The sequence below is a fragment of the Actinomadura coerulea genome, assembly GCF_014208105.1.
GTDB classification, from domain to species: Bacteria; Actinomycetota; Actinomycetes; order Streptosporangiales; family Streptosporangiaceae; genus Spirillospora; species Spirillospora coerulea.
Genome location: NZ_JACHMQ010000001.1, coordinates 392,887 through 409,539, shown reverse-complemented (window position 1 = coordinate 409,539; position 16,653 = coordinate 392,887). Strand labels below are relative to the sequence as shown.

The window sequence follows — 16,653 nt, the reverse complement described above, 5'->3', positions numbered from 1 at the left end:
GGCGTTTCTTGTCAAATTGCTACATCTACTTCCCAGTAGCCCTATGTCATAAATGTCCCGTCGCCACGGCGGGCCCGACGGAGGGTTCTCGGGGGAGCGTGGCGCCCGCACGAGAGGGCGTTCATGACAAGACGGGCGTTCACCAGCCGAAGGATCACGCTCCTGGCCTCGGCGACGCTGCTCGCGTCGGCCGCCACCGCGCTCCCCGCCTCCGCGCGGCAGCCGGCGTCCCCACCGGGCCCGCGCGCCGCCGCCGAGCACGCGCTCCGGGCGCTGACCGGCCGCGCCGCCGAGGTCCGCGGCGGCGACGGGCAGGCGTTCCAGGTCGTCAGGGTCGGCATCGACCGCGACGGCACCTCGCACACCCGCATGACCCGCACCTACAACGGCCTCCCCGTCCTGGGCGGCGACATCGTCGTCCACGAGACGGCGGCCGGCACGTGGCGCGGCACCAGCCTCACCCTCGCCAAGGCGCCGGCGGACTCCAGCCCCGAGGTCTCCGCCAAGACCGCCCAGAAGCGCGCCGTCACCAAGAGCCGCAAGGCCGACGGCTCCCCCGCGCTCGTCGTGGAGTCCCGTACCGCCGACCACGCGCCCCGCCTCGCCTGGCGCGTCCAGACCGTCGGCAAGAAGGCCGACGGGACGCCCAGCCGCGTCTTCACCTCGGTGGACGCCGCGACCGGCAAGGTGCTGCTGAGCGAGGAGACGATCCTCACCGAGGCGGGCGACGGCAAGTCCCTCTACACCGGCACGGTCCCCCTCCAGACGACGCTGTCCGGCAGCACCTACCAGCTGAAGGACCCGACGCGCGGCAACACCTACACCGGCGACGCCCAGAACGACACCGACCTCTGCTTCCTCAGCTGGTGCTTCCACCGCGCCCCCGCCACGCTGTTCACCGACGCCGACAACCACTGGGGCAGCGGCACCACGTCCGACCGCGCCACCGTCGCCGTCGACGCCCAGTTCGGCACCAACGAGACCTGGGACTTCTACAAGAACGTCTTCGGCCGCACGGGCATCGCGGGCGACGGCAAGGGGTCCTATAACCGCGTCCACTACGGCAGCGGCTACGCCAACGCCTTCTGGGACGACTCGTGCTTCTGCATGACCTACGGCGACGGCGACGGCAGCCAGCTCGGCCCCCTCACGTCCCTGGACGTGGCCGCCCACGAGATGAGCCACGGCGTCACCAGCACCACCGCGAACCTCACCTACAGCGGGGAGTCCGGCGGGCTGAACGAGGCGACGTCCGACATCATGGCCGCCGCCGTCGAGTTCTACGCGAACAACTCGGGTGACGTCGGCGACTACCTGGTGGGCGAGGAGGTCGTCCTGCCCGGCTTCGGCAAGCCCGCGCTGCGCTTCATGGACAAGCCCAGCAAGGACGGCAGCTCCGCCGACTCCTGGTCGACCAGCACCAAGAACCTCGACGTGCACTACTCCTCGGGCGTCGCCAACCACTTCTACTACCTGCTGTCCGAGGGCAGCGGCGCGAAGACGATCAACGGCGTCTCCTACAACAGCCCCACGTCCAACGGCTCCACGATCACCGGCATCGGCCGGGACGCCGCCACGAAGATCTGGTACCGGGCGCTGACCACGTACATGACGTCCTCGACCAACTACGCGGGAGCGCGCACCGCGACGCTGAACGCGGCCAAGGACCTCTACGGCGCGGGCAGCACGCAGTACAACACCGTCGCCGCGGCCTGGTCCGCGGTGAACGTCAACTAGCCCCGACCCCCGGCGGAACGCCCCGCACCGGCCTCCGGCGCGGGGCGTTCCCGCGGTTCGGGTGATCCCTTCGCCGCGGCATGGTGAAGAATCAGGTCATGGCTACGACACGCACCGCGAACGCGCATTGGGAAGGCTCTCTCCTGGACGGCCAGGGGACCGTCTCGCTGGACTCCTCGAAGCTCGGCACCTACGACGTGACCTGGGCGTCGCGGTCGCAGGAGCCGGACGGCCGGACGAGCCCCGAGGAGCTCATCGCCGCCGCGCACTCCACCTGCTACTCGATGGCGCTCTCGCACGGCCTCGCCGGAGCCGGCACCCCGCCGGAGAAGGTGGACACCAAGGCCGAGGTCACCTTCCAGCCGGGCGAGGGCATCACCGGCATCCACCTGACCGTCCGGGCCAGCGTCCCCGGCCTGTCCGCGTCCGACTTCGAGAAGGCCGCCCAGACCGCCAAGGAGGGCTGCCCCGTAAGCAAGGCCCTCACAGGCACCAAGATCACCCTGGACGCGGCCCTGGTCTGACCCCCCGGGCCCGGAGCACAAGAGCAACCCGGCGGACACACCAAGCCCAGCGGGGAAGGAACGGGCCACCGAGCCCGGCCCCTTCCCCGGCCACGCGACAACCTGAACAATCGCGATCGCGTCCGAAGGCAGATTCGAGCGAAGCAAGAATCTGATCGCGCAGCGAGCCGCCAGGCGAGCCGGAGCGATGCAGCGATCGCACGCGGTCTTTTCGGGTCAGGCGCCCCTGGGCGTCTGACCCGAAAAAACCGCATTGGGCACAGCCCCTCCGTAGCGGCGGTCGCGGCTGGCGTAGAGCTCGCAGGCGTGCCAGAGGTGGCGGCGGTCGAAGTCCGGCCAGAGGGTGTCGAGGAACACCATCTCGGCGTAGGCGGACTGCCAGAGCAGGAAGTTGGACGTGCGCTGCTCGCCGGAGGAGCGCAGGAACAGGTCGACGTCGGGGATGCCGGGCTCGTCGAGGTAGCGGGCGAAGACCTTCTCGTTGATCTTGCCGGGGTCGAGCCGGCCGTCCCGCACGTCCCGGGCGATGGCGGCGGCGGCGTCGGCGATCTCGGCGCGGCCCCCGTAGTTCACGCAGAACTGCAGGGTGAGGACGTCGTTGTCGCGCGTCATCTCCTCCGCCGTCTCCAGCTCCCTGATGACGCTGCGCCACAGCCGCGGACGCCGGCCCGCCCAGCGCACCCGCACGCCCATCGCGTTGAGCTGGTCGCGGCGGCGGCGGATCACGTCCCGGTTGAAGCCCATGAGGAAGCGCACCTCGTCGGGTGAGCGCTTCCAGTTCTCGGTGGAGAAGGCGTACGCCGACAGGTACGGGACGCCGAGCTCGATCGCGCCCATGATCACGTCGAAGAGCGAGTCCTCGCCGCGCTTGTGCCCCTCGGTGCGCGGCAGGCCGCGCTCCTTGGCCCAGCGGCCGTTGCCGTCCATGACGATGGCGATGTGCCGCGGCACCAGGTCCGCGGGGATGGGGGGCGGGGTGGCGCCGTCCCGGTGCGGATCCGGCGGCGATACGGCCCTGCTCAAACTCTCTCCCTATCGGTGTCGTCGTCGCGCGTCTCGCGCTCCACATGGCGCAGGGAACGGATCCCGTGCTCCAGATGCCACTGCAGGTAGGCGGCCACCAGGCCGCTGGTCTCCATCCGGTGGCGCTGCTCGCTGCCGTCGGCGTACTCCCAGTCGCCGCGCAGCAGCGCCAGCATCAGCGCGAACGTCGGCGGCGCGGGGCTCGCGGCGCCCGGCTGGCGGCAGCCGGCGCACACGGCGCCGCCCGCCGCGATGGCGAACCCGCGCAGGCCGCCGCGGTTGCCGCACCGGCAGCACTCGTCGAGCGCGGGCGCCCAGCCGGCGACCGACAGCGAGCGCAGCAGGTAGGCGTCCAGGACGAGCCGGGGGTCGTGGGCGCGCTCGGCGAGCGTGCGCAGCCCGCCGACCAGCAGCAGGAACTGCCGCAGCGCGGGCTCGCCCTCCTCGCTGGTGAGCTTCTCCGCGGTCTCCAGCATCGCCGTCCCCGCCGTGTAGCGGGGGTAGTCGGTGACCAGGGCCTCCCCGTACGGGCGCAGGGTCTCGGCCTGCGTGATCAGGTCGAGGGAGCGCCGTTCGTACAGTTGCAGGTCCACGTGCGTGAACGGCTCCAGCCGCGCGCCGAACCGGGACCTGGTCTTGCGGACCCCCTTCGCCGCGGCCCGGATCCGGCCGGTCCGCCGGGTCAGCACCGTGACGATGCGATCGGCCTCGCCCAGCTTCTGGGTGCGCAGGACGATGCCTTCGTCGCGGTACAGGGTCACCCGTTCATTCTGACGCACGCCGCCCGATGCCTCGGTGCGCCGGGTGCATCTCCCCAGGATCTTCACATGTCACCCCAGCGGTCTCGTTGCGCCGCAGGTCGAACACACAACGTGACCGGATTCGGCCGTAGCGGTCCCCCGAAAGTCGTGGCTGGAACCACGGGCACCTGGCAGCGTTGTGGCATGAGATGCCACATCGTGCCACCGCACATGCTGGAACGGATCGCCCGCGATGCCGAGGACCCGGCCATACGCGGCCGGGCCCGCCGTACGCTGGCGCTCACCTCCGCCCAGTTCGCCGAGCGGCGGACGGCCGTGGCCGGGGCCCCCTCCCCGTCCGAGGACTTCGTCCCCCACCGGACGATCAACGACGCCGGGCACCGGGAGGACCTGCCCGGCCGCACCGTCCGGGCCGAGGGAGCCCCGGCCACCGGCGACCCGACCGCCGACCGGGCCTACGACTGGCTGGGAGCGACCTTCGACTTCTTCGAGGCGGTGTACCGGCGCGACTCGATCGACGGCGCGGGCCTCGCGATGGTCTCGACCGTCCACTACGGCGACAAGTACGACAACGCCTTCTGGAACGGCGAGCAGATGGTGTACGGGGACGGCGACGGCGTCCTGTTCACCGACTTCACCGCGCCCCTCGACGTCACCGGTCACGAACTCGTCCACGGCGTCACCCAGTACACGGCGAACCTGGAGTACTACGGCCAGTCCGGCGCGCTCAACGAATCCGTGTCCGACGTGTTCGGCTCGCTCGTCAAGCAGTGGCATCTCGGCCACAGCGCCGACCGGGCCGACTGGCTCATCGGGCAGGGGCTGCTCGCGCCGGGCGTCAGCGGCGTCGCCCTCCGCTCCATGAAGGCGCCCGGCACCGCCTATGACGACCCGCAGCTCGGCAAGGATCCGCAGCCCGGCCACATGGACGACTACGTCGAGACCTACCGCGACAACGGCGGCGTCCACATCAACTCGGGGATCCCCAACCACGCCTTCTACCTCGCCGCCACCGCCATCGGCGGCAACGCCTGGGAGAAGGCCGGACGCGTCTGGTACGAGACGCTCACGGGCGGCTCCCTCGCCACCGACGTCGACTTCGCCGGCTTCGCCGCCGCGACGCTCCGGGCCGCCACCGCGCTGTACGGGGCCGAGGCCGTCGAGACCAAGGCCGTGAATCGGGCCTGGACGGGGGTAGGCGTCTCCCTGGAGGCGAACGAGACGCAGTGAAGGTGACAGTCGTCCGCAGCGGGGGGTTTGCGGGGATCGAGCGGCGCGCCGAGTCCGACAGCGCCAGTGATCCCATGCTGTCCAGGCTCGTCGGCCGCGTCGATCTGAAGAGCGTGCCGCCGCCGGGCCGAATCCCTGACCAGTTCCTGTACGAAATCGACATCGACGGCGACCGGACCACCGTCGGTGAGGCCCAGCTCCACGGCCCCCTCCGCGAACTGGTCCACCACGTCCTCGGTCGCATCTGACCGTTTCGTCTCGGGTTCAGGAGCCAGGGGGCACCTGAACCCGAGGTCGCCGGCCGCTCAGCCCTGTGCGCGAGCCACCCGGTTGACCGCCGACAGCATGGCCTTGAGCGACGCGGTGACGATGTTGCCGTCGATGCCGACGCCCCACACCGTCGTGCCCTCGCCGTCGCCGAACCGCACGTCGCACTCGACGTAGGCGGCCGCGCGCGCGTCGCCGCCCGCGCTCATCGCGTGCTCGGCGTAGTCCAGCACCCGGACGTTGATCCCGACCGCGGTGAGGGCGTCCTCGAACGCCGAGACGGGGCCGTTGCCGACGCCCTCGATCTCGCGGATCTCGCCGTCCACGCGGACGTCGCAGCTGAGCGCGTCCTTCTCGTCCACCCGGGACGTCGCGCGGTGCGCCAGCAGCCCGGCGCGCGGGCCGTTGGCGAGGAACTCCGCCTCGAAGATCTCCCACATGCGCTCGGCCGTGACCTCGCCGCCCTCGCTGTCGGTGTGCTGCTGCACGACCCGGGAGAACTCGATCTGGAGCCGGCGCGGCAGCTCCAGCGCGTGCTCGGTCTTCATGACGTAGGCGACGCCGCCCTTGCCGGACTGGCTGTTCACCCGGATGACGGCCTCGTACGTCCGGCCGACGTCGTGCGGGTCGATCGGCAGGTAGGGGACCTCCCACGCGTGCTGCTCCACCGGCACGCCCGCGGCCTCGGCGTCGCGGCGCAGGTGGTCGAAGCCCTTGTTGATGGCGTCCTGGTGGGAGCCGGAGAACGCGGTGTAGACCAGGTCGCCCCCGTAGGGGTGCCGCTCGTGCACGGGCAGCTGGTTGCAGTACTCGACCGTCCGGCGGATCTCGTCGATGTCGGAGAAGTCGATCTGCGGGTCGACGCCCTGGGTGAACAGGTTCAGGCCGAGGGTGACCAGGCACACGTTGCCGGTGCGCTCGCCGTTGCCGAACAGGCAGCCCTCGATGCGGTCGGCCCCCGCCATGTAGCCGAGCTCGGCGGCGGCGACGGCCGTCCCGCGGTCGTTGTGGGGGTGCAGCGACAGGATGACGGAGTCGCGGTAGGCGAGGTTCCGGCTCATCCACTCGATCTGGTCGGCGTAGACGTTCGGGGTGGCCATCTCGACCGTCGCCGGCAGGTTCACGATGACCTTCCGGTCCGGCGTCGGCCGCCACACGTCGTTGACGGCGTTGCAGACCTCCACGGCGTACTCCAGCTCCGTGCCGGTGAACGACTCGGGCGAGTACTGGAAGTAGATCTCGGTGTCGCCCATGTCCTCGGCGAGCTTGGCGCACAGCTTGGCGCCCTCCACCGCGATCGCGGTGATGCCGTCCCTGTCCTGCCCGAACACCACGCGGCGCTGCAGCGTGCTGGTCGAGTTGTACAGGTGGACGATCGCCCGCCTGGCGCCGCGCACCGCCTCGAAGGTCCGCTCGATCAGCTCGGGGCGCGCCTGCGTCAGCACCTGGACGACGACGTCATCGGGGATCCGGTCCTCCTCGATGATCTGCCGGACGAAGTCGAAGTCGGTCTGGCTGGCCGCGGGGAACCCGACCTCGATCTCCTTGTAGCCCATCCGTACCAGCAGCTCGAACATCTGGAGCTTGCGGTGGGAGTCCATCGGGTCGATCAGCGCCTGGTTGCCGTCGCGCAGGTCGACCGCACACCATCGCGGAGCCTCGGTGATCACCTGGTCCGGCCAGGTCCGGTCGGTCAGCCTGACGGGCGCGAACGGCTTGTAGCGCTGGAAGGGCATGCCGGAAGTCTGCTGTTGCGGATACATCCGTTGAGTTCTCTCTGCTCGAACCTCACGGCCGACGTCCACGGCGAAGCCCCGCAGCGAGGGAGCCGGCCTGGTTACAGGGCCCCGCTGCGGCCGCTAAGGAGGAGCAGCTCACGCAACACGTCCGCCAAGCTAACAGATGCCATCCGCGTCACGGAAACCGGCGTCCGGATGCTGAGACGCTCTGCCCGTCCCGCGGCCCCGGCCCCGGCCCGGGGACGAGCACGGACAGGCAGGTCACGCAGCCGTCGAGCGCCTCGAACTCGCTGATGTCGACGCTCGTGACGCGCAGCCCGTCGGCCGCCAGCCGGGCGGCCGTGCGCGGTGCCGACGCCGCCATGAGGACGTGGTCGGGCCCGAGCACCACCACGTGGGCGCCCTCCCGCTCCGGGGCGACCCGCAGGCACGGCAGCACCGCGGTGTCCACCAGCTCCGGGACGCCGATGAGGCCGCCGTCCGGCAGCGCGGTCATCGCCGACTTCAGGTGCAGGCACCCGCGGACGTCCACCGGGACGACCCTCCGGCCGCCCAGCAGGCGCGCCAGCTGGCAGATGCCCTCCTCGTTCGTGCGGGCGCCGCGTCCCACGTAGACGGTGCCGCCGACGACGAGGACGTCCCCGCCGTCCAGCGTCCCCGGCTCCTCGATCCGCTCGACGCGCAGGCCGAGCCCGCGCGCGGCCCGCTCCGCGCCGGCGGTCTCGCCGCGGCGGCTCGGCGCCCCGGACCGGCACACGACGGCCAGGTCGCCGCAGACGACCAGGGCGTCCTCGACGAACACGGCGTCGGGGAGGTCGTCGGCGGGCGCGACGGCGCGGACGCCCCACCCCGCCGACCGCAGCGCCGCGGCGTACGCCTCGTGCTGGCGCGCGGCGAGTTCCACGTCCACCGGGCGGCGGGCGGCATGGGTGACGATGCCCTCGGCGAGAAGCGGGCCCGGCGGCCGGACCAGGGCCCTGCCCGCGGGTGCGGTACCGGCGGCGTCCATGTCAGCGCGCCGCCCCCTCCGTCGTCACGATGACGCCGAGCGCGTAGGCGCGGGACATGCCGAGCATGTCGGCGATGCCGTGCAGGGCGAGCCGTTCTCCCTCGCCGAGCGGGCCGTCCGCCAGCCCGATCCGGACGGCCTGCGCGAGGAACCACTCCTTGGCCTCGACGGCGAGGTGCGCCCCGGCCTGGATGACCTCCTGCTCCAGGAAGGTGCGGCGCAGCGCCAGATCGGTGTCCACGGCGTCCGCGTCGTAGTCGGGCTCGCCGTACCCGGTGACCGTCGCGACCGCGCGGGCGCGTGCCGCTGCGTCGGCCGGGTCGCCCGAGCGCAGCACCAGGGCCGCGGCGGCCCGCATCCCGGCGGCCAGGGCCTCGGCCATCTGCTGCGCGGTCGGCGCCCGCAGGGCCGCCACGGGGAGGCGGGCGCGGCACGTGCGGCACTCCACGGCCTGCCCGAGGCGCCACAGCGGCACGGTCGGCACGAAGAAGACCGAGAACCAGCGGCGTCCGGCGCGCCTGCGGTAGGCGCGGTCGCCCCCGCACCGCGGGCAGTGGAACGTCCCCTCGCTGACCGTACGGAACACCGCCGTCAGGCCAAAAACGAGCAACACCGGCGCTCTCCTCCCATAACGGACTTCGTTCCAACCTACCGATCCGCGGGCGCCGCGGTGGCTCACCCGGACAATGCCCGCCGTGCGTTTACGCTGGGTTCATGACCGGTGACCTGGGATCCGACGCGGGGCGCGCGCGGTCGCGCCCGTCCTTCCTGCCGCCCGTCGACGGCTACCCGCCGCAGCACGACGGCCCGGCCGAGGCCGTCCCCTCCCCGCCGGCCGCGTCCCCCCATCCGGGCGGCGCCGGCTGGGTCCTCGCCCTGATCGCGTCCGCGTCGGTCCTGCTGGTGTCGGCGTTCCTGCCGTGGGCGCGCGCCGAGGTCGTCGTCGACCTGTTCGGCCGCTCGCTGAGCCGCGACCTCGGCAGCGTCGCGGGCATCGACGCCGACGACATCGTCCTCGCCGTCCCGGTCCTCGCCGTGATCGCGATCGCGCTGGCCGCCTGGGACCTGATCGGGCGCGACGCCCGGATCGGCGCGCTCGCCGCGGTCCCCGGCGTGCTCGCCCTGCTGGTGTGCGGGATCTTCGTGCTGCGGCTCGGCCACGTCCGCGACGACCTGCCCCGGACCGGCCTGGACCTCGGCTACCAGATCACCGTCCGGTTCGGCTGGTACCTCGCGGTCGTCGCGGCCCTGCTCGTGGTCGGCTTCAGCCTCGCCCGCCCGGTCAGCGACAGGGTCTCCAAGTCGCAGCGGCGACCTGAGCAGGACCACCCGCGGTACCCCTCCACCGACCAGCAGTACGCCGGCGGGCAGGACCCGGAGCAGTCCCCGAACGGCGAGTACGCGGCCTGGCCGTCAGAGGACCAGGCGTGGGGCCGCCACGATCCCCCGCACGAGGACGCCTCGCCCCCCGAAGACGCGCCCGAGAAGGACGCCGGCGGAAGGCCCCGAACCCCCGAGCAGGATCCGGAGGACGCCGGTCAGTCGTAGAAGCCGAGCCTGCGGAGCTGCTTGGGGTCGCGCTGCCAGTCCTTGAGGACGCTGACGCGCAGGTCGAGGAACACCTTCGTGCCGAGCAGCGCCTCGATCTGCCGGCGCGCCGCCGCGCCGACCTCCCGCAGCCGCGAGCCCTTGTGCCCGATGATGATCCCCTTCTGGCTCGACCGCTCGACGAACAGGTGCGCGTAGACGTCGACGAGGTCGTCGCGGCCCTCGCGGGGCGTCATCTCGTCCACGACGACGGCGATCGAGTGGGGCAGCTCGTCCCGGACGCCCTCCAGCGCCGCCTCGCGGATCAGCTCGCCGACCAGGACCTGCTCGGGCTCGTCGGTGAGATCGCCCTCGGGGTAGAGCGGCATGCCCTCCGGCAGGTGGGAGATCAGCAGGTCGCCGACGAGGCCGACCTGGAAGCCGCTCTCGGCGGAGCACGGCACGATGTCGGCGAACTCCCCCAGCCGCCCGACCGCGAGGAGCTGCTCGGCGACCTGCTCCGGCGCGGCGAGGTCGGTCTTGGTGACGATCGCGACCACGGGCGTCTTCTTCACCCCCGCCAGCTCCCTGGCGATGTACTTGTCGCCCGGCCCGACCGGCTGGTCGGCGGGCACGCAGAACCCGATCACGTCCACCTCGGTCAGCGTGGACCGCACCAGGCTGTCGAGCCGCTCCCCGAGGAGCGTCCGTGGCTTGTGCAGACCGGGGGTGTCGACCACGACGAGCTGCGCGTCAGGGCGGTGAACGATCCCCCGGATGGCCCGCCGCGTCGTCTGCGGACGGCTGCTGGTGATCGCCACCTTCGTCCCCACCAGCGCGTTCATCAGCGTCGACTTGCCCACATTGGGCCGCCCGATGAAACAAGCGAAACCTGAGTTCATTGCCGTGCTCTCCTCCTTCGGGCCTGGCGGCCCTCCATCGTCGAGCACCGCGGGCGATCGCCGGCATCGCTCCGTCTCGCCTTGCGGCTCGCTGCGCGATCAGGTTCTCGCACGCTCGAACCTGCCTTCGGACGCGATCGCAACCCTTGAGGTTGTTGCGTGGTTGCGGCGAGGACTGAGGTCGGTTCGTCCATTGGGACGGGTGCGCTTATGACGTCTCTCCTTGCCGGGGTCATGGCGGCCCGCCACCGTCGACGACCGCGCGAACGTCGGCATCGCCCAGACCGCCCGCGCCAGTTTAGTCGGGTTGGACGAGGGCGGGGTCACGCCGCCGTGCCCAGGGCCGCGAGGGAGGCGGTGGCCTTCTCCGCCCAGAAGGGGGCTTCGAGGCGGTCCGCGACCTCCGCCGCCGTGCGGTAGTGGGCGGCGGCGACCTCGGCGGGACGGTCCAGGAAGCGGGCGAGGTCGCCGAGGACCTGCGCGACCGGGCCGACCGTCGCGACGGCGGTGGCGCCGCCGGAGAAGTGGCCCTCGTAGGGCAGCAGAGCCGCGTAGGCCTCCTCGGCCAGGGGGCGGTCGTCCAGGGCGACGGCGCGCAGGCCGCGGACCGCCATGGTCAGGTCGAAGAAGTAGTCGAGCCGCACGGGACCGGCGCCCGCCACCACCCGGCGCGCCTCGGCGATGCGGCCCGCGGAGGCCAGGGTGAGCGCGTAGATGTCGGCGGTCGCGGCGACGTGCCTCCACTGCTCGTGCAGCCAGGCGGCCTCCTCCATCGCCTCCTCGGCCCGTCCCTGGACGAGCCGAAGGCAGAACGGGCCGAGGAGCGCCATGCCGCGCTCGCTGAACCAGATTCGGGTCCGGCCGATGGAGCCGCCGACCTCGGCGAACGCGCGTTCCGCCTCCTCCGGGCGGGCGGCGAAGGCGCGCACCAGGGCCGTGTACCAGTCCGCGATGCGGGCCAGCAGCGGCAGCCCGTACTGCTCGGCGAGCCGGCGCCCCTCCGCGCGGTGCCGGTGCGCGGCGGGCAGGTCGAGCGCGGCGACGCTCGTCTGCTGGAGTTGCAGGTGCGCGAGGACGCGGTAGGTGCCGAGGTCGTGCTCGACGGCGAGGTCGAGCAGCTCGGACGCGAACCGGTGCCGCTCGGTGAGCCCCTCCGCGCTCCGGTAGGCGTTGATGTAGGCGCCGTTGAGGGCGAGGGCGATCAGTTCGGGCGAGCCCAGCGCGCGGGCCAGGCGCAGCGCCGCCGCGGCGGCCGCGGCGCCCCGGTCGTGCTGCTCGCCCTCCGACTCGATCGCCAGCGTGGTCAGCAGCCTGACCCGCGACTCCGGCTCGCTTTCGGGGACGCTCGCCAGCGCCTCGCCGGTGGCCTCCACGACGGTGAGGTCGAGGGTCCCGTACTCGCGGCTCGTCCACAGCGTGGGGACGTCGAAGGCGACGATGATCCGGGCGAGCAGGCGGACGTCCCCGAACGCGCGGGCGTCGGCGATGGCGGCGATCCGCCGGGCCCGGGCGTCGACGATCTGTCCGGCGAGGGCGCTCGCCCGGATCGCGGCGGCCTCCGCCTCCAGCCGGTCGCGGGCCGCCTCGGGGCCCCGCGCGCGGAGCGCGTCGACGGCGCGCGCCCACAGGTCGGCCGCGGCGCCGTGCGCGAACCGCGCCTCGGCGGCCGCGGCGGCGCGCCGCGCGTACCGGACGGCCTTGTCGGGGTCGGTGCCCGCTTCGAGGTAGTGGTGCGCGATCGCGGCGACCTCGCCCGGCAGGTGGCGCTCCAGCGCGGCGGCGACCCGGCCGTGCACGCGGGTGCGGCGGGCCCGGGACACGGCCGCGTAGAGGGTGTCGCGGACGAGGGCGTGCGCGAACCGGATCCGGCCGGGCGCGGGCTCGGTGACGAGCCCGGCGGCCAGGCCCGCCTCCACGGCGTCGATCACCGTCTCCTCGTCCCCCGCCAGGTCGGCCAGGACGCGCAGGTCGGTGTCCCGGCCGATGACCGCGGCGTCGCGCAGCACGGACTGGACCGGTCCCGGCAGCCGCGCGACGCGGCGGCGCAGCACGTCGCCGACGCCCGCGGGGACCCGGCGCGTGGCGGCGGGCAGTCCCTCGGCGTCCAGGAGCCGGGCCGTCTCCCGGGTGAAGAACGGGTTGCCGCCCGTGCGCTCGGCGATCGCCGACAGCTCCTCGTCGTCCAGGCCGGTGGCGCAGGTGTGCCGGACGAGGGCCGCGACCTCCGCCGGCGACAGCCCGGCGAGCTCGATCCGCGCGGGCTCGTGCCGGGCGAGCGCGGCCAGCGCCGCGGCGAGGCCGTCCGGCACCTCGGTCTGGCGGAACGTGGCCAGCAGCAGGACGCGGCGGTCCCGCAGCCGCCCGGCGAGCCGGATCAGCAGGGCGAGGGTCTCCTCGTCGGCCCAGTGCAGGTCGTCCAGGACGAGCAGGAGCGGCGCCGTGTCCGCGAGCTCGGCGAGGTAGTCGCCGACGGCCAGGTGGAGCCGGAACCGCCCCGTGACGACGTCGGCGTCGCCGCGCCCGATGACGGAGTCGTCCAGCAGCGGCCCGAGCCGTCCGGCGAGGCCGCCGGCGGGCGGGGCGGCGTTCGCCAGCTCGCGCAGCAGTTCGGCCCAGGGCCAGGCCGCGGGCGCTCCGGCGGTCTCCGGCGCCGTCCCCCACGCGCACGTCCAGCCCCGTCCGGCCAGGTCGCGCGCGAGCCTCTCGGCGAGCGCGGTCTTGCCCATCCCGGCGTCCCCGCACACGATCACGACGCCGCCGCGGCCCGCGGCGGCGTTCCCGGCGGCCTCCTCCAGCCTCGCCAGCTCCTGAACGCGGCCGACGAAGGCCGGGCCCACGTCCGGACGGGGCGCCGGCGCGATCCGCAGGACGGGACGGGGCGCCACGGGCCGTTCCAGCGCTCCGAGCGCGGGCTCCTGCGCCAGGATGTCGCTCTCCAGGCGGCGCAGCGCCGGGCCGGGATCGACGCCGAGCTGCTCGGTCAGCACCGCGCGGGCGCGCCGCAGCGCGGCGAGGGCGTCGCCCTGGCGCCCGGCGCGGTAGAGGGCGAGGGCGAGCAGCCGCCACGCCTCCTCGCGCAGCGGGTTGGCGGCGGCGTGGGTCTCCAGGTCGGGGACGGCCTCGGCGGCCGATCCGAGCCGCAGCATGGCCTCCGCCCGGCGCTCGGCCGCGAGCCGGCGCCGCTCGTCCAGGCGGGCGGCCTCGGCCGCGGCCCACGGCAGGTCGGCGAACTCGGCGTAGGCGGGCCCGCGCCACTCGGCGAGCGCCGCCTCCGCGCGGCGGAGCGCCTCCCGCGGGTCGGACGCCGCCGGCCCGGCGGCCTCGTCGATCAGCGTGTCGAACCGCCACGCGTCGACGGCGCCGTCCGGCAGCCGCAGCGCGTACCCCGGCGGCTCGGTGACCAGGACCCGCGCGGGCGTGCGGGGCGGGCGGTCCGGTTCGAGCGCGCGGCGCAGGTGGGAGACGAAGGACTGGAGGCCGGCGGCGGCGCGCGGCGGCGCCGTGCCCGCCCACAGGTCGTCGACGAGCCTGTCCGCGGGCACCATGCGTCCCCGCGCGGCGACGAGGCGGGCGAGCACCGAGCGCTGCCGGTGGCCGCCGAGGTCGGCGGCGGTTCCGGCCACCTCGGCGCCGAAGGCCCCGAGAACGCGTACGACAGGCGACATGTCCCGATCAGCCTAACCGGGACATGCCGCCCTTCCGTGATCACTCCCCCGGTTACGCGCGGCTGGGCTCGGGACGCCGCTCGGCGGGCGGCGCGGGCGCCGCGCCACCGTGCAGGTCGATCGCCGGCAGCACCCGGGCGAGCGGTCCCGGCAGCCACCAGTTCGCCCGTCCGAGCAGCGACATCGTGGCCGGCACCAGCACCAGGCGGACGACCGTCGCGTCCAGCGCCACCGCGACCGCGAGACCGACCCCCATCTGCTTGATCACCAGGCCGGGATCGGCGGCGAAGCCGAGGAACACCGCCACCATGATCAGTGCCGCGCTGCTGATCACACGGCCGGTCGCGGCGAGCCCGGTGGACACCGAGCCGCGCGCGTCGCCGTGCAGCAGCCACTCCTCCCGGACCCGCGAGAGCAGGAAGACCTCGTAGTCCATGGAGACGCCGAACAGGACGGCGAACATCAGCAGCAGGATGAACGACGACACCGGGACGCTGTGCGGGAGGCCGAGCAGTTCCGCGCCCCACCCCCACTGGAACACGGCCGTGAGCACCCCGTACGCGGCGCCGATCGACAGCAGGTTCATCACCGCGGCCTTCAGCGGCGCCAACAGCGACCGGAACACGATCATCAGCATGATGAACGACGTCGCCACCACCACGCCGATCACCGGCCACAGCCGGTCCGACAACACCCGGGACAGGTCCACGTAGACGGCGGTCAGCCCGGTGACCTCGGTGTCCGGCGGCAGCACGTCGGCCCGGATCCGGTCGACGAGCCCGGTCACCCGCTCGTCCTGCGGCCCGTAGTCCGGCGTCACCATGATCACCGCTGCGTCGCCGCGCGGGGAGAGCTGCGGCGGCGCCACGGACGCGACGCCCTCGACGCCCTCCAGCCGGTCCCGCAGGCCCGGCAGGGCCGCCCTGTCGGTCCCGGTCAGGTCGACGGCCACGGCGAGCGGCCCGTTCGCGCCCGCGCCGAAGCCGTCGGCGACCAGGTCGTAGGCCTGGCGGACGGTGTTGGACGTGGGTTCGCTGCTGGCGTCGCTCGGCCAGGTCCGCATGCCGAGCGCGGGGGCGGCGAGGGTGAGCATCAGCACCGCGGCGGCGAGCAGCCACGGCCAGGGGTGCCGCCCGACGTGCAACGCCCACCGGCGCACCCGCGGCGACTCCACGGCGATCGTCGCGCCTGCGGCGCGGTCGCGGCGGCGGAGCACCCTGCGGCCGGCGAGGCCCAGCACGGCCGGCAGCAGCGTGACCGCGCTCAGCACGGTCGCCGCGACGACGATTCCGGTGGTGAACCCCATCGTCATGAACACCGGGATCCGCGACAGCACCAGCCCGCACAGCGCCAGCAGCACCGTGAACCCCGCGAAGATCACCGACAGGCCAGCGGTCGCGATGGCGCGGCCCACCGCCTCCGGGACGTCGAGGCCCTCCGCGAGCCCCTCCCGGTGGCGGGTCAGGACGAACAGCGCGTAGTCGATGCCGACGCCGAGCCCCACCATCGTGGCGAGCGTGGGCGCGGTGGTCGCGACGTCGGTGAACGCGGCGACCAGTGTGATCCCGGACACGCCGACTCCGAGCCCGGCCAGCGCGACGGCGAGCGGCAGCCCGGCCGCCACCACCGACCCGAACGCCAGCAGCAGGATGACCAGGGCCGCCACGATCCCGACCGCCTCGGCGACGCCGCCGGGCGCGGTCACGTTCTCGGGGACCTGGCCGCCGAACTCCACCTGGTAGCCCGCGGCGTCCAGGTTCCGCGTCGCCGACCGCAGCAGGTCGAGGGTCTCCTTGGGCCCGAGGTCGGTGACGGGCACCGAGTACCGGACGGTCATCAGCGCGGTCGCGCCGCCCTTTCCGAACTGCGCCGGGTCGACACCGCTGACGTGCGGCAGCTTCCGCAGCCCGGTCGCCGCGGCGGCCAGCTCCGCCTGGTCGACCTTCCCCGACCTCGCGTGGACCACGACCCGCGCGTCGGCCCCGGCCAGCGCGGGGAACCGCTCCTGCAGCAGGTCGGTGGCCCGCTGCGAGCCCGTCCCCGCCAGCGTGTAGTTGTCATGCAGGGCTCCCCCGGCGACGCCGGAGAGGCCGGCCATCGCGGCGACGAGCACCAGCCACACCACGATGAACCGCCAAGGGCGCAGCGCGGCGGCCCTCCCCAGGCGGTAGAGCAGACGGGACATCACTTCTCCCCCAGAACGGCATTGTCCGACGCCCTACAGGCTCGCGGGCTCCCCTTGCCGTCCACTTGCAGCCGACTTGCGAAC

13 protein-coding genes are annotated in these 16,653 nt (G+C 73.5%); 5 read left to right on the top strand and 8 right to left on the bottom strand.

Features of this window, described 5'->3' with window-relative positions:
- The first annotated feature begins 123 nt into the window (after window positions 1-123).
- Together BKA00_RS01915 and BKA00_RS01910 are read left to right on the top strand one after the other, a co-directional pair.
- On the top strand, window positions 124-1,737 hold the full coding sequence (locus BKA00_RS01915; protein WP_185023284.1) for a M4 family metallopeptidase: 1,614 nt from the start codon (window positions 124-126) through the stop codon (window positions 1,735-1,737).
- Window positions 1,738-1,835: 98 nt separating this feature from the next.
- Window positions 1,836-2,261: an OsmC family protein gene (locus BKA00_RS01910; RefSeq protein WP_185023283.1), complete on the top strand. Its 426-nt coding sequence runs from the start codon at window positions 1,836-1,838 to the stop codon at window positions 2,259-2,261.
- Between the two features lie 216 nt (window positions 2,262-2,477).
- Here BKA00_RS01910 and BKA00_RS01905 read toward each other — a convergent pair whose 3' ends face one another.
- Window positions 2,478-3,284, bottom strand: a complete 807-nt coding sequence (locus BKA00_RS01905) for an isoprenyl transferase (RefSeq protein ID WP_185023282.1) — start codon at window positions 3,282-3,284, stop codon at window positions 2,478-2,480.
- Window positions 3,281-4,045, bottom strand: coding sequence for a DNA repair protein RecO (recO, locus tag BKA00_RS01900; RefSeq protein ID WP_185023281.1), 765 nt, complete (start codon window positions 4,043-4,045; stop codon window positions 3,281-3,283). The genes BKA00_RS01905 and recO overlap by 4 nt, the downstream gene beginning before the upstream one ends.
- Before the next feature lie 210 nt (window positions 4,046-4,255).
- Between recO and BKA00_RS01895 the strand changes: the two genes are divergently transcribed.
- Entirely contained in the window at window positions 4,256-5,275 is a 1,020-nt protein-coding gene (locus tag BKA00_RS01895; RefSeq protein WP_244993761.1) for a M4 family metallopeptidase, read from the top strand.
- Window positions 5,272-5,523: a protealysin inhibitor emfourin gene (locus tag BKA00_RS01890; RefSeq protein WP_185023279.1), complete on the top strand. Its 252-nt coding sequence runs from the start codon at window positions 5,272-5,274 to the stop codon at window positions 5,521-5,523. Before BKA00_RS01895 ends, BKA00_RS01890 begins: the two co-directional genes overlap by 4 nt.
- Window positions 5,524-5,580: 57 nt before the next feature.
- Here BKA00_RS01890 and leuA read toward each other — a convergent pair whose 3' ends face one another.
- The 3 genes from leuA to BKA00_RS01875 form a co-directional block, all read right to left on the bottom strand.
- Entirely contained in the window at window positions 5,581-7,305 is a 1,725-nt protein-coding gene (gene leuA / locus BKA00_RS01885; protein ID WP_185023278.1) for a 2-isopropylmalate synthase, read from the bottom strand.
- Window positions 7,306-7,456: 151 nt separating this feature from the next.
- The gene (ddaH, locus tag BKA00_RS01880) at window positions 7,457-8,290 is read right to left on the bottom strand and encodes a dimethylargininase (protein ID WP_185023277.1); all 834 of its coding nucleotides are present in this window, start codon (window positions 8,288-8,290) and stop codon (window positions 7,457-7,459) included.
- 1 nt (window position 8,291) lies between these two features.
- Window positions 8,292-8,903 (bottom strand): zinc ribbon domain-containing protein, encoded by a 612-nt coding sequence (locus BKA00_RS01875; protein WP_185023276.1) that lies wholly within the window; start codon window positions 8,901-8,903, stop codon window positions 8,292-8,294.
- A 101-nt stretch (window positions 8,904-9,004) separates the two neighbouring features.
- Here BKA00_RS01875 and BKA00_RS01870 point away from each other — a divergent pair, with 101 nt between their 5' ends.
- The gene (locus BKA00_RS01870; RefSeq protein WP_185023275.1) at window positions 9,005-9,838 is read left to right on the top strand and encodes a hypothetical protein; all 834 of its coding nucleotides are present in this window, start codon (window positions 9,005-9,007) and stop codon (window positions 9,836-9,838) included.
- On the opposite strand, the gene era is transcribed toward BKA00_RS01870, so the two are convergent.
- From era to BKA00_RS01855, 3 genes are all read right to left on the bottom strand, one after another.
- Entirely contained in the window at window positions 9,829-10,719 is an 891-nt protein-coding gene (gene era / locus BKA00_RS01865) for a GTPase Era (protein WP_185023274.1), read from the bottom strand. The genes BKA00_RS01870 and era overlap by 10 nt on opposite strands.
- 323 nt (window positions 10,720-11,042) lie before the next feature.
- Window positions 11,043-14,384 carry an ATP-binding protein gene (locus tag BKA00_RS01860; protein WP_185023273.1) on the bottom strand — a complete coding sequence of 1,114 codons (3,342 nt, stop codon included), beginning with the start codon at window positions 14,382-14,384 and terminating at the stop codon, window positions 11,043-11,045.
- Between the two features lie 52 nt (window positions 14,385-14,436).
- Window positions 14,437-16,569 (bottom strand): MMPL family transporter, encoded by a 2,133-nt coding sequence (locus BKA00_RS01855; protein WP_185023272.1) that lies wholly within the window; start codon window positions 16,567-16,569, stop codon window positions 14,437-14,439.
- Between the last annotated feature and the right edge of the window lie 84 nt (window positions 16,570-16,653).